The organism is Streptomyces pseudoechinosporeus (assembly GCF_054783935.1).
Genome location: NZ_BAAGPS010000003.1, coordinates 75,813 through 88,781, shown reverse-complemented (window position 1 = coordinate 88,781; position 12,969 = coordinate 75,813). Strand labels below are relative to the sequence as shown.

At 69.8% G+C, this 12,969-nt stretch carries 11 protein-coding genes; 9 read left to right on the top strand and 2 right to left on the bottom strand.

Annotated elements, in window-relative coordinates; all coding sequences use genetic code 11:
- Window positions 1–59: 59 nt before the first annotated feature.
- From ACYVO6_RS03775 to gatB, 9 genes are all read left to right on the top strand, one after another.
- Window positions 60–599 (top strand): LOG family protein, encoded by a 540-nt coding sequence (locus ACYVO6_RS03775; protein ID WP_461057176.1) that lies wholly within the window; start codon window positions 60–62, stop codon window positions 597–599.
- 23 nt (window positions 600–622) lie between these two features.
- Entirely contained in the window at window positions 623–1,312 is a 690-nt protein-coding gene (locus ACYVO6_RS03770; RefSeq protein ID WP_461057174.1) for an SDR family oxidoreductase, read from the top strand.
- A 49-nt stretch (window positions 1,313–1,361) separates the two neighbouring features.
- On the top strand, window positions 1,362–2,381 hold the full coding sequence (locus tag ACYVO6_RS03765; RefSeq protein WP_461057480.1) for a methionine synthase: 1,020 nt from the start codon (window positions 1,362–1,364) through the stop codon (window positions 2,379–2,381).
- A gap of 15 nt (window positions 2,382–2,396) precedes the next feature.
- On the top strand, window positions 2,397–4,604 hold the full coding sequence (ligA, locus tag ACYVO6_RS03760; RefSeq protein ID WP_461057172.1) for an NAD-dependent DNA ligase LigA: 2,208 nt from the start codon (window positions 2,397–2,399) through the stop codon (window positions 4,602–4,604).
- Window positions 4,605–4,860: 256 nt separating this feature from the next.
- Window positions 4,861–7,146 (top strand): putative bifunctional diguanylate cyclase/phosphodiesterase, encoded by a 2,286-nt coding sequence (locus tag ACYVO6_RS03755; RefSeq protein ID WP_461057170.1) that lies wholly within the window; start codon window positions 4,861–4,863, stop codon window positions 7,144–7,146.
- Between the two features lie 111 nt (window positions 7,147–7,257).
- Window positions 7,258–7,554 (top strand): Asp-tRNA(Asn)/Glu-tRNA(Gln) amidotransferase subunit GatC, encoded by a 297-nt coding sequence (gatC, locus tag ACYVO6_RS03750; RefSeq protein ID WP_381680996.1) that lies wholly within the window; start codon window positions 7,258–7,260, stop codon window positions 7,552–7,554.
- A gap of 6 nt (window positions 7,555–7,560) precedes the next feature.
- Window positions 7,561–9,066 carry an Asp-tRNA(Asn)/Glu-tRNA(Gln) amidotransferase subunit GatA gene (gatA, locus tag ACYVO6_RS03745; protein WP_461057167.1) on the top strand — a complete coding sequence of 502 codons (1,506 nt, stop codon included), beginning with the start codon at window positions 7,561–7,563 and terminating at the stop codon, window positions 9,064–9,066.
- Complete coding sequence (locus ACYVO6_RS03740; protein WP_165256369.1) at window positions 9,063–9,305, top strand: hypothetical protein; 243 nt, start codon at window positions 9,063–9,065, stop codon at window positions 9,303–9,305. Before gatA ends, ACYVO6_RS03740 begins: the two co-directional genes overlap by 4 nt.
- 15 nt (window positions 9,306–9,320) lie before the next feature.
- Window positions 9,321–10,835 (top strand): Asp-tRNA(Asn)/Glu-tRNA(Gln) amidotransferase subunit GatB, encoded by a 1,515-nt coding sequence (gene gatB, locus ACYVO6_RS03735; RefSeq protein ID WP_461057165.1) that lies wholly within the window; start codon window positions 9,321–9,323, stop codon window positions 10,833–10,835.
- Window positions 10,836–10,902: 67 nt separating this feature from the next.
- On the opposite strand, the gene ACYVO6_RS03730 is transcribed toward gatB, so the two are convergent.
- Window positions 10,903–12,288, bottom strand: coding sequence for a DHA2 family efflux MFS transporter permease subunit (locus ACYVO6_RS03730; RefSeq protein WP_461057163.1), 1,386 nt, complete (start codon window positions 12,286–12,288; stop codon window positions 10,903–10,905).
- The gene (locus ACYVO6_RS03725) at window positions 12,285–12,890 is read right to left on the bottom strand and encodes an NADPH-dependent FMN reductase (protein ID WP_461057161.1); all 606 of its coding nucleotides are present in this window, start codon (window positions 12,888–12,890) and stop codon (window positions 12,285–12,287) included. The genes ACYVO6_RS03730 and ACYVO6_RS03725 overlap by 4 nt, the downstream gene beginning before the upstream one ends.
- Window positions 12,891–12,969: the final 79 nt, after the last annotated feature.

Genomic DNA, 12,969 nt, shown 5'->3' with positions numbered 1-12,969 from the left:
CCCCCAGCCGAAAAAGCCGCTCAGCCGAAGATGCCGAGCACGACGAAAGGCCCACTTGAGTGAACGTCTGCGTCTTTCTCTCGGCCGCCGATCTCGACGAGCGCTACACGCGCCCCGCCCGCGAGTTCGCCGAACTGCTCGGCAAGGGTGGGCACACCCTGGTGTGGGGTGGTTCGGACGTCGGGCTCATGAAGGTCGTCGCCGATGGGGTGCAGGAGGCGGGTGGGCGGCTGCTCGGGGTCTCCGTGGAGTTCCTGGTGGCCAAGGCGCGGCCGGACGCCGATGAGATGGTCGTGGCGCGGGACCTTGCCGAGCGCAAGGCGCTGCTTCTGGAGAAGGCCGACGCCGTGGTGGTCATGGTCGGCGGGACCGGCACGCTGGACGAGGCGACGGACATCCTGGAGCTGAAGAAGCACGGCCACACCACCAAGCCGGTGGTGCTGCTCAACACGGCGGGCTTCTACGACGGCCTCAAGGAGCAGTTCCGGCGTATGGAGGACGAGGGCTTCCTGCCGGTGCCGCTGACCGACCTGGTGTTCTTCGCGGAGGAGCCGGTGGGGGCGCTGGCGTACCTGGAGGAGTCGCTCGGCAAGCAGTGATGCAGTGATGCGAGCATGGCGGCATGGCTACACATGTGATCACCGGGGCCGGTTCCGGCATCGGCGCGGCCGTCGCCCGTCGTCTTCACGCGCGCGGGGACGAGCTTGTGCTGCACGCGCGCGACGCGGGCCGCGCCAAGGAGCTGGCCGCCGAGTTCCCGGGGTCGAAGACCCTGGTCGGCGATCTCGCGGACCCGGACCGGCTGTCCTGGGCGTTCTCGCACCAGACGTTGCCCGACCGGATCGACTCGCTCATGCACATCGCGGGCGTCATCGACCTCGGCCCGGTCGGCGAGCTGACCCCCAAGACCTGGCGCCACCAGCTGAACGTCAACCTGATCGCGCCCGCCGAGCTGACCCGGCACTTCCTGCCCCAACTCCGCGTCGCCCAGGGGCATGTGATCTTCGTCAACTCCGGTTCGGGACTCAACGCCGGCCGCGAATGGTCCGCGTACGCCGCCTCCAAGCACGGTCTGAAGGCCCTCGCCGACTCCCTGCGCCACGAAGAGCACGCGAACGGCGTGCGCGTCACCTCGGTCTACCCGGGCCGTACCGCCAGCCCCATGCAGGCCAAGGTCCATCAGCAGGAGGGCAAGGAGTACGACCCCTCGAAGTGGATCGACCCCGAGTCGGTGGCGACGACGATCCTGATGGCCCTGGACCTGCCGAGGGACGCGGAGGTCAACGACCTGACGGTGCGGCCGGGGCGCTGACCGCGCCCTCACGATTCCGTACGCTGCCGGCGTGAGCGACACTTCCCGCGTGAGCGAAAACAGCGAGTTCAGGCCTGGTCCCGCGACCGGGATCGGGTCGATGCCGGGCGAGGACGCCCGGGAGGCCGCCAAGACCGTGACCGGGACCTTTGAGGGGCCGGAGACGGGGATGCCGTATCTGGCGGAGCTGCCTGCCCGGGGGCCAGGGGCCGACATGATCGGGCGGACGGCCGGGATGCTGGTCGAGCTGTACGCGCGCGTGGAGCCCAGTGGATGGCGGATCGGGGACCGGCCGGGGCGGGACACCCGGCGGGCCAGGGCCTGGCTCCGCCAGGATCTCGACGCGCTGGAGGAGTTCACGCAGGGGTACGAGGGGCCGCTGAAGGTGCAGGCGGTGGGGCCCTGGACGCTCGCGGCGGCGCTGGAGCTGAAGAATGGTCAGGTGGCGCTGTCCGATGCCGGCGCCTGCCGTGACCTCGCCGGATCGCTTGCCGAGGGACTGCGCGCCCACCTCGACGACGTACGACGGCGGGTGCCCGGCGCCCAGATCGTGCTGCAACTCGACGAGCCCTCGCTCGTCGCCGTCCTGCGCGGCCAGGTGAAGACGGCGAGCGGCTACCGCACCCACCGGGCCGTGGACCGCCAGGTTGTCGAGGCCACCCTGCGGGACGTGGCGGGTGTGCAGGAAACAGGGTCCCTCGTCGTGCACACCTGCGCCCCCGATGTCCCGTTCGCCCTGTTGCGCCGGGCCGGAGCCACCGCGATCTCCTTCGATTTCGGGCTCCTCACCGAGCGTGACGACGACGCGATCGGGGAAGCAGTCGAAGGGGGTACGAAGCTGTTCGCGGGCATCGTGCCGGGCACGGACGGCCCATTGTCAGACCCTGCCGGTAGCGTCATGGGTGTCAGGTCGCTGTGGCGCAGGCTGGGGCTGAATCCGGGGCTTCTCGCGGAGTCGGTCACGGTCACTCCGACGTGCGGACTCGCGGGTGCTTCGCCCGAGTACGCGCGCCGGGCGCTCGCCCACTGCGTCCAGGCGGCGAGATCCCTCGCGGACAACCCAGAGTAACGGGAGGACAACACGGTGGCCGGCGACAAGGACGCACAGACTGGCTCGACTGCGGGGCCCGTGCCCGCCGAGGCACGGGAGAAGCACGCGCAGCTGGCGGAGCAGATCGAGGAGCACCGCTTCCGGTACTACGTGAAGGACGCGCCGGTCGTCAGCGACGCGGAGTTCGACCAGCTCCTGCGCGCCCTGGAGGCCCTGGAGGAGGAGTATCCCGAGCTGCGTACGCCCGACTCGCCGACCCAGAAGGTGGCGGGGGCGTACGAGACGGAGTTCACGGCCGTCCAGCACCGCGAGCGCATGCTGTCGCTGGACAACGCCTTCGACGAAGCGGAGCTGGCGGCCTGGGCCGACCGCGTCGCCAAGGAGGTCGGCACGTCCGACCACCACTTCCTGTGCGAGCTGAAGGTCGACGGCCTCGCGGTCAACCTCACCTATGAGCACGGCCGCCTCACGCGCGCGGCGACCCGCGGCGACGGCCGCATGGGCGAGGACATCACGCCGAACGTTCGCACGATCGCCGAGGTCCCCGACCGTCTGAGGGGTGACCGCATCCCCGACCTCGTGGAGATCCGCGGCGAGGTCTATTTCCCGATGGAGAAGTTCGAGGAGCTCAACGCCCGCCTGGTGGAGGCCGGCGACAAGCCCTTCGCCAACCCGCGCAACGCCGCAGCGGGTTCACTGCGCCAGAAGGACCCCCGCGTCAGCGCCACCCGCCCGCTGCACATGGTTGTGCACGGCATCGGTGCCCGAGAGGGCTTCGACGGACTCGACCGGCTCTCACAGGCCTACGACCTGCTGCGCGAATGGGGCCTGCCGACGACCCCGTACAGCAAGGTGGTCGACGACCTCGACGGCGTACGGGAGTTCATCGCGTACTACGGAGAAAACCGCCACTCCGTGCAGCACGAGATCGACGGCGTCGTCGTGAAGCTCGACGAGATCCCCCTCCAGGGCCGCCTCGGCTCCACCTCGCGCGCCCCGCGCTGGGCGATCGCGTGGAAGTACGCGCCGGAGGAGGTCAACACCAAACTGGTCAACATCCGGGTGGGCGTGGGCCGCACCGGCCGCGTCACGCCGTACGCGCAGGTGGAGCCGGTCACGGTGGCGGGCTCCGAGGTCGAGTTCGCGACGCTGCACAACCAGGACGTGGTCAAGGCCAAGGGCATCCTCATCGGCGACACGGTGGTGCTGCGCAAGGCCGGTGACGTCATCCCGGAGATCCTCGGCCCGGTCGTCGACCTGCGCGACGGCAGCGAGCAGGAGTTCGTGATGCCCGCCGAGTGCCCCGAGTGCGGCACACCGCTGGCGCCCGCCAAGGAGGGCGACATCGACCTGCGCTGCCCCAACGGCCGCACCTGCCCGGCCCAGTTGCGCGAGCGCCTCTTCTACCTCGCGGGCCGCAAGAGCCTGGACATCGAGAACTTCGGATACGTCGCCGCCGCCGCGCTCACCAAACCCCTGGAGCCCGCCGAGCCGCCCCTCAAGGACGAGGGCGATCTCTTCGACCTCACCATCGAGCAGTTGCTGCCCATCAAGGCGTACGTCCTCGACCAGGACAGCGGCTTGCCGAAGCGGGACCCGAAGACCGGCGAGGAGAAGATCGCCACGGTCTTCGCCAACCAGCAGGGCGAGCCCAAGAAGAACGCGCTGGCCATGCTGGAGAACATCGCCGCCGCCAAGAGCCGCCCGCTCGCCCGGGTGCTCACCGGGCTGTCGATCCGTCATGTCGGGCCGGTCGCGGCCGAGGCACTGGCGCGCGAGTTCCGCTCGATCGACAGAATCGAGCAGGCCACGGAGGAGGAGCTGGCCGCCACCGAGGGAGTCGGCCCGATCATCGCGGCCTCCCTGAAAGAGTGGTTCGCGGTGGACTGGCACCAGGAGATCCTGCGCAAGTGGCGGGACGCCGGTGTCCGGATGGCGGAAGAGAGTTCGGGCGAGGACGAAGGACCGCGCCCGCTCGAAGGACTCACCGTCGTCGTCACCGGAACGCTCGAGCACCACACCCGGGACGGCGCCAAGGAGAAACTCCAGAGCCGGGGCGCGAAAGTGACCGGGTCGGTTTCGAAGAAGACGTCTTTCGTGGTCGTAGGTGACAATCCTGGATCGAAATACGACAAGGCGATGCAGCTCAAAGTGCCTGTTCTGAACGAGGACGGCTTTGCCGTTCTGCTCGAACAAGGTCCGGAAGCAGCCGCTGAAGTCGCGCTTCCGATGGAGGAGTAGGGATTGAAGGTCACCCGTTCGGCGCATACCAGATGCATGCGGGTGGCCTGGTCGCATTCGGGCAACCGTAGACGACCGGTGCCCGTAGAAGCCTTCTGCGGCCTACTGTTGAGATGTGCGCCTGCCGTGCCCAGCTGCGGTCGGGGCATCCCCCGCTCGTCAAGAGCGGGGGAAGAGTTTTCAGACGCGGTGCCGTTGAGGGTGTCGGGCATCGGGCCGCGTGGCGTGGGCACCGCCGGCTGTGAGAGGGACGGGAATGGAACCGACCGAGAGCGCCGCCCCTGATTCACGGCTGCGCCCGCGCTGGGTGGCCGGCATGCGGCGATGGGGGGCGTCCCTGGGTGCCGCCGGACAGCGCACCGTGGTGGACGGGCACGGGCCGGGCGCGGACACGCGCGGACCGGGCCGGGGGAACGCCGGCTCCGGGCTCGGAATGCCCGGCCGGGTGAACAGCGGCGCCGGGCACGGGCTGCCGGGCCATGAACCCGAGCGGCAGACGTACTGGCCCACACTGCCCACGGCGGTCGTCGCGGCGGCCGGGTTCGTGCTGGGCGCGGGCTTCTTCCGGGGGTTCACCGGACACCAGGCGCTCTTTCCGTCCGGTTCCGTCGGCTGGTCCCTTGCCGTGCTGGTCGGCATCATCGTCGGCCATCTGGTGGCGCTCGGCCGCGCCCGCTGGTGGGGCGGCACGGGCTCCGGCGCCGCCCTCACGCTCGCCGTCCTGCTGCTGTACGGCTGGGTGCCGGCGGGAATGGTCAGCCTCACCGTCGTCGTACTCGTCGGCATAGCCCGCCGACACCGCTGGCGGCAGGGTGTGCTGCAAGGGGCGGTGGACATTCTCGGTATCGGCGGCGGTGCGCTGGTGCTGGCCATCTTCGGCCGGGTCCCGTCCGTGGAGAAGCCCTGGAACCCGGAGAGCTGGACCGTCTACACCGCGCCCGAGGTGGTGTTGGTGGCAGTCGCCTATCTCGCTGTGACTCGCGCGCTCCTGTGGTACCTCCATGCGCCCCGTGCCGGTGTGCCGACCGTCGCTCGTACGGCCCTGGTCAGACATGGGCTCGTGGCCGTGGCGCTGCTCGGTATCGCCCCGCTGATCTGCGTCGTCGCGATGTCCCTCCCCGTACTGCTGCCGCTCTTCTCGATCCCCCTCATCGCGCTCGACTTCAGCCTGTGGATAGCCCGCGCCCGGGCCGAGGAACAACTGCGCGACCCGCTCACCGGGCTGCCCAACCGCCAGTGGCTCCTCGAACGCACCTGGACGGCGCTGGATGACGCCGAGCGGATCGGTGCGCGTTCCGCACTGATGCTGATCGACCTGGATCGATTCCGGTCCGTGAATGACACGCTGGGGCATCTTGCGGGGGACCGGCTGCTGTTGCAGATAGCGGATCGGCTGCGGCTGGCGTTGCCGCGCGGGGCGGAGGCCGCGCGGCTCGGTGGTGACGAGTTCGCCGTACTGCTGCCCGTCGCCGACTCGACGACGTCTGCGACGCGGGTGGCTCGTAACCTCGTCGCGGCGCTCGGTTCGCCGCTGGATCTCGACGGGCTGACGCTCGTGCTGGAGGCCAGTGCCGGGCTCGCCGTCTTCCCCGATCACGCGCTGGACGCGGAGGGCTTGCTGCGGCGGGCGGATGTCGCGATGTACCAGGCGAAGCGGGACCGTACGGGAGTGGAGGTGTACGAGTCCAAGCGGGACTCCAACACCCCTGACCGGCTGGGGCTGTTGGGGGATCTGCGCCGGGCTCTGGATACCGGGGACGTCGAGTTGCACTACCAGCCGAAGGTCCGCTTCGACGGGCAGGTGGCCGGGCTCGAGGCGCTCGTACGGTGGGTGCATCCCGAGCGGGGGAAGGTGCCGCCGGACGAGTTCATAGCGATTGCCGAGTCGTCCGGGCTGATGCCGCATCTCACGGAGTATGTGCTGGAGACGGCGCTCGGGCAGGTGGCCCGGTGGCGGGCTCAGGGGCTTTATGTGCCCGTGGCCGTCAATGTGTCGCCGCGGGATGTGCACACGCCGGGGTTCGCCGGAGGGGTTGCCGCGCGGCTTGCGCGGCACGGGGTTCCGGCGGGGGCGTTGCAGCTGGAGATAACCGAGCATGTGCTGCTCGAGGACCCGCACCGGGCCGCGGCCACGCTGGCCGCGCTGACCGGGCACGGGGTGAAGATGTCGCTGGACGACTTCGGGACCGGGTACTCCTCGCTGGTGCATCTGCGTCGGCTGCCCGTGAGCGAGTTGAAGATCGACCGGTCCTTTGTGGCTCGGCTGGCCGTTGACACGGAGGATGCCGAGATCGTTCGCTGCACCGTCGATCTCGCGCATTCGCTGGGGCTGCTTGTCGTTGCCGAAGGGGTGGAGGACGACGAGACGTGGGAGCGGCTCCGGGATCTCGGATGCGACGCGGTTCAAGGGTGGCTGGTCGCCGCGGCGATGCCCGCGGAGGAGACCACCGCGTGGCTTCGGGCCCGCGGGTCCAGGGGGTGGCAGCGGCCTCGGGCCGCGCTGCCCGCGGCTGCGGCCGATGATCCGGGGCGGGTCGTTTAGGGGCACAGCACCCCAGAGGGCGGGAGCAGAAAGGAAACCCGGGCGCAGCCACCCGCACCGGCGCCATAGGATTGGCGCAAAGCACACACACTCACCCCTGAGGATCGCTGCATGCCTGGCATCACGCGCGAGGAGGTCGCCCACCTCGCACGGCTGGCGCGTCTGGAGCTGAAGGACGAAGAGCTCGATCACTTCGCCGGTCAGCTCGACGACATCATCGGCGCGGTCGCCCGCGTCAGCGAGGTCGCCGACCAAGACGTACCGCCGACCTCCCACCCGCTGCCGCTGACGAACGTCATGCGCGCGGACGAGGTCCGTCCGTCGCTCACCTCCGAGCAGGCGCTGTCCGGGGCCCCGGCCCAGGAGCAGCAGCGTTTCAAGGTGCCGCAGATCCTGGGGGAGGAGTAACCCGACATGACGGACAGCAACGTCACCATCATCAAGCTCACCGCCGCCGAGATCGCCCAGAAGATCGCCGCCGGCGAGCTCACGGCCGTGCAGGTCACCGAGGCCCACCTCGCCCGTATCGAGGCCGTCGACGAGAAGGTGCACGCCTTCCTGCACATCGACCGGGAGGGCGCGCTCGCCCAGGCCCGTGCCGTCGACGAGAAGCGGGAGCGAGGGGAGAAGCTCGGGCCCCTCGCCGGTGTGCCCCTCGCGCTCAAGGACATCTTCACCACCGAGGGGATCCCGACCACCGTCGGTTCCAAGATCCTCGAGGGCTGGATTCCTCCGTACGACGCGACCGTCACCAAGAAGTTGAAGGCCGCCGACGTCGTCATCCTCGGCAAGACCAACATGGACGAGTTCGCCATGGGGTCCAGCACCGAGAACAGCGCGTTCGGGCCGACCGGCAACCCGTGGGACCTGACGCGTATCCCCGGCGGCTCCGGCGGTGGGTCCTCCGCCGCCCTCGCCTCCTTCCAGTCCCCCCTTGCCATCGGCACCGACACCGGCGGCTCCATCCGCCAGCCCGCCGCCGTCACCGGCACGGTCGGGGTGAAGCCGACGTACGGCGGCGTGTCCCGGTACGGCATGGTGGCGTTCTCGTCCTCCCTCGACCAGGGCGGGCCCTGCGCCCGTACGGTCCTGGACGCGGCCCTCCTCCACGAGGTCATCGCCGGTCACGACCCCCTCGACTCGACCTCCATCGCCGCGCCCGTACCGCCCGTCGTCGAGGCCGCCCGCAACGGCAGCGTGGCGGGCATGCGCGTAGGCGTCGTCAGGCAGTTCAGCGGCGAGGGCTACCAGGCCGGTGTTGTCCAGCGCTTCGACGAGTCGGTCGCGCTCCTCAAGGAGCTGGGCGCCGAGATCGTCGAGCTGGACTGCCCGTCCTTCGACCTGGCGCTGTCCGCGTACTACCTGATCGCGCCGTCCGAGTGCTCCTCCAACCTCGCCCGCTTCGACGGCCTGCGCTACGGCCTGCGCACCGGCGACGACGGCAGCCGCTCCGCCGAGGACGTCACCTCCCTCACCCGCCAGGCGGGCTTCGGAGACGAGGTCAAGCGCCGCGTCATGCTCGGCACGTACGCCCTGTCGAGCGGCTACTACGACGCGTACTACGGCAGCGCCCAGAAGGTCCGTACGCTCATCACCCGCGACTTCGAGAAGGCCTTCGAGCAGGTCGACGTGATTGTCTCCCCGACGACGCCGACCACCGCCTTCCCGATCGGCGAGCGCGCCGACGACCCGATGGCGATGTATCTCGCCGACCTGTGCACCATCCCGACCAACCTGGCGGGCAACGCCGCCATGTCGCTGCCCTGCGGCCTCGCGCCGGAGGACAACCTCCCGGTCGGTCTGCAGATCATCGCCCCCGCGATGCAGGACGACCGCCTCTACAAGGTGGGCGCCGCGGTCGAGGCCGCCTTCGTGGAACGCTGGGGCCACCCGCTGATCGAGGAGGCTCCGTCGCTGTGAGCAAGGCACTGTCGAAGGCCAAGGGCTTCAAGAAGTCGAAGTCCGGCACGTACCTGTCCATCGCCACGACCGCGTTCGGCGCGATCGGTGTCGCCAAGCAGATCAAGAAGGCCCGCGTCGAGAACGACACACTGCGGCTCGTCGACGCCGTGGTGACCGCCGCCGGCGTCGTCACCGGTCTCGCACTGCTCTACCGCGAGCTGAAGCGGCTGGGCGACGACGACGTCCTGCTGGGCTGAGAGGGAAGTTTCACCGTGACCACCACCATGACCGACCTGGTGTCGTACGAGGACGCGCTGGCGTCGTACGACCCCGTCATGGGCCTCGAGGTCCATGTCGAACTCGGCACCAAGACCAAGATGTTCTGCGGCTGTTCGACGGAGCTGGGCGCCGAGCCCAACTCGCAGACCTGCCCGACCTGCCTCGGCATGCCCGGCTCGCTCCCGGTCATGAACGCGACCGGTGTCGAGTCCGCGATCAAGATCGGTCTCGCGCTGAACTGCGAGATCGCCGAGTGGTGCCGTTTCGCCCGGAAGAACTACTTCTATCCGGACATGCCGAAGAACTTCCAGACCTCCCAGTACGACGAGCCGATCGCCTTCAACGGCTATCTGGACGTCCAGCTGGAGGACGGCGAGATCTTCCGTGTGGAGATCGAGCGCGCCCACATGGAGGAGGACACCGGCAAGTCCACGCACGTGGGCGGCGCGACGGGCCGTATCCACGGCGCCTCGCACTCCCTCCTCGACTACAACCGCGCCGGCATCCCGCTCATCGAGATCGTCACCAAGCCGATCGAGGGAGCGGGGGAGCGCGCGCCCGAGGTCGCCAAGGCGTACGTCGCCGAGCTGCGCGAGCTCATCAAGGCGCTCGGTGTGTCGGAAGCCCGCATGGAGATGGGGCAGATGCGCTGCGACGTGAACCTCTCGCTGCGCCCGAACGGCACCGACAAGTTCGGCACGCGCTCCGAGACGAAGAACGTCAACTCGCTGCGGTCGGTGGAGCGTGCCTGCCGGTACGAGATCCAGCGGCACGCCGCCGTCCTGAGCAGCGGTGGCACGATCATCCAGGAGACCCGCCACTTCCACGAGGACACGGGCTCCACGACCTCCGGGCGCGTGAAGGAAGAGGCGGAGGACTACCGCTACTTCCCCGAGCCGGACCTCGTCCCCGTCGCCCCGACCCGCGAGTGGGTCGAGGAGCTGCGGGCGGGCCTGCCCGAACTGCCGCGGGTACGCCGCAACCGGCTGCGCGAGGAGTGGGGCATCTCCGCGCACGACATGCAGTCGATCCTGAACGCGGGCGCGGTCGACCTGATCGCCGCCACGATCGAGGCGGGTGCCGACTCGGCCTCGGCCCGCAAGTGGTGGATGGGCGAACTGGCCCGGAACGCCAATGAGTCGGGGCGCCCGATCGACGCGTTGCCGATCACGCCCGAGCAGGTGGCCCGTGTGACCACGCTGGTCAAGGACGGCTCCCTCAACGACAAGCTGGCCCGTCAGGTCATCGAAGGCGTTCTCGCGGGCGAAGGCACCCCGGACGAGGTCGTCGAGAAGCGTGGCCTGAAGGTCGTCTCGGACGAGGGCGCTCTCACGGCCGCCGTCGACGAGGCCATCGCCGGTAACCCGGCCATCGCGGACAAGATCCGCGGCGGCAAGGTGGCCGCGGCGGGCGCCCTCGTGGGCGCGGTCATGAAGGCCACGCGGGGTCAGGCCGACGCGGCGCGCGTCAAGGAACTGATCCTGGAGAAGCTGGGCGTCGAGGGCTAGCCCTCGCGAGCACGTCTGAACGCCGGTCGGGCTGGAGCACTCCAGCCCGACCGGCGTTTTCTGGCATTCAGGGCCGGCGATTCGGCAACCGCACCGCCACCGGCAACGCCAGCGCCATCAACCCCACCCCGCACAGCAATGTCGTACGGAACCCGTCCGTTGCCGTGAGCAGCAGCGCCGTCAGGGCCGTGCCGACGGACGCGGCCATCTGCAGGATGATGTTCAACGCCGTACTGCCGGCGGCGACTTCACCGTCCGCGAGGCCGCGCGTGGCCGAGGCCATGACCGGCATGTTGGTCATGCCGACGCCGGTGCCCATGACGGCGAGCGAGGCGACCAGGCGCCAGTACGGGGTGTCGGACCCGGCCTGGAGGGCGAAGGCGCAGAAGCCCGCGGCGGCGACCAGGATGCCGGGCACGACGATCGTGCGGGTCGCGACGCGGTCCGAGATCCGGCTGGAGAACTGCATCACCGTTCCGCTGAACAGGAACTGAGGCGCCATCAGCAACCCGGCCGCCGTGGCGCTCAGGCCGCGCCCCTGCTGCCAGTACAGCGGTACGAGGATCATCGAGCCGAAGTACGCAGCCGAGAACGGCACCATCGTCGCCACCGCCCGCCCGAACGACGCCCTGCGCAGTAACCGCAGATCGAGCAGGGGATGGGCGGCTCGCAGCGCCCGTATCGCGAAGGCCGCCACCAGCCCCGTACCGGCGACGAGTGGGACCACGACGCCGGCGTCGGCGAAGGTGCCGCGCTCGCCGCCCAGCGTCAGGCCGTAGAGGAGGGCCGCGAGACCGGGGGAGAGCGTGAGCAGGCCGGGCAGGTCCAGTGGGCGGTGGAGCCGTTCGTCGTCGCCGCGCAGGACGCGCGCGCCCAGCAGCAGGGTCAGGGCGCCGACCGGGACGTTGACGAAGAAGATCCAGCGCCAGGAGAGCGCGTCGGTGAAGACGCCGCCGAGGATCGGCCCCGCCATCGGGCCGATGAGGACGGGGATGCCGAGGATGCCCATCATCGTGCCCTTGCGCTCAGGCGGGGCCGCGCGCAGGACCACGGTCATCGCGACCGGCACGATCATGCCGCCGCCGAGCCCCTGAAGCACCCGGAAGGTGATCAGCGAACCGGCGTTCCAGGCGAGGCCCGTGAGCGCCGAGCCGAGCGTGAACAGCGTGACGGCGGTGAGGAAGACCCGCTTCGCGCCGTACCGGCCCACCGCCCACGCGGTGACCGGGATGACGGTGGCCAGCGCGAGCGAGTAGCCGGTCACCGTCCACTGGACCACCGACAGCGGTGCGTCGAAGGCGCGCGACAGCTGGTCCAGGGCGACATTGACGATGGTCATGTCGAGGACCGTCATGAACGAGCCGAGGACCACGACGCCCGCGACGGCCAGGGCGTGCCGGGGAATGGCGGGGACCGGTGCGCTCCCGGTCCCCTTCGGCAGAGTGGCGCTCATGCGGCCGCGTACGCGGAAACGGCGCGACCCGCTCGCAACGTCCGCCCCCACCAGGTCAGTTGGTCCAGCAATGCCTTGGCGGCGCCCTCGGGGATCTCGGGCCGCAGCAGCGAGCCGTCCTCGGCGAAGTCCTCCCACGCCATGTGGAAGCTGACCGTGTCCCGCATCGTCACGGCGTGCAACTCGGCGAAGACCAGCCGCAGGTGCTCGACCGCGCGCAGACCGCCGCCCATGCCGCCGTACGAGACGAAGCCGACCGGCTTGGCCTGCCACTGGGTGTAGTGCAGGTCGATGGCGTTCTTGAGGGGAGCCGGGAAGCTGTGGTTGTACTCGGGCGTGATCACCACGAAGGCGTCCGCCGCCGCCAGGCGTGCCGTGACCGGGGCGGCCTCGGGATGCGGCTCCGGAGAGACGACATCGGGCAGTGGGTGTTCGGCCAGGTCGATGGGGTCGATTTCGAGACCGCCGCCGCGCTCGGCGGCGAACTTCAGGAACCAGTCGGCGATCACGGGTCCGAAGCGGCCCTCGCGGGTGGAGCCGGTCAGGACGGCGACCCGGAGCGGGGCCTTGGACAGGGTCGGTGCGGTGAATGAGTTCGTCATGCCAGGAAAGTACAACTGTCATGGCAGTTAATGCAACGTTCGTTGTAACTTTCCAGGTCCGGCTACCGTGACAGACGAC